We start from the raw sequence: 202 nt of genomic DNA, 5'->3' as shown, positions 1-202 counted from the left end.
CTTCCCTTGAGAAGTTAATGGGTCGTTAGCTCAGTGGTAGAGCAGTTGGCTTTTAACCAATTGGTCATAGGTTCAAATCCTATACGACCCACCATTTCCTTCCTCCACAGGAAGTAAAACATGTGGGCGATTAGCTCAGTTGGGAGAGCACCTGCCTTACAAGCAGGGGGTCACTGGTTCGAACCCGGTATCGCCCACCACT

General features: G+C 50.0%; 2 tRNA genes. Both read left to right on the top strand.

From position 1 onward, the window contains the following. The first annotated feature begins 19 nt into the window (after positions 1-19). Positions 20-94: transfer RNA gene (locus tag GOU96_RS18600), tRNA-Lys, on the top strand. 30 nt (positions 95-124) lie between these two features. Further along, positions 125-200, top strand: a tRNA-Val gene (locus GOU96_RS18595). The last annotated feature ends 2 nt before the right edge of the window (positions 201-202 follow it).

This window comes from Vibrio sp. R-1 (assembly GCF_035615595.1).
Classification (GTDB): Bacteria; Pseudomonadota; Gammaproteobacteria; order Enterobacterales; family Vibrionaceae; genus Vibrio; species Vibrio cholerae.
The sequence above is the reverse complement of the archived record's forward strand: the minus strand, read 5'-3'. Positions and strand labels throughout refer to the sequence as shown.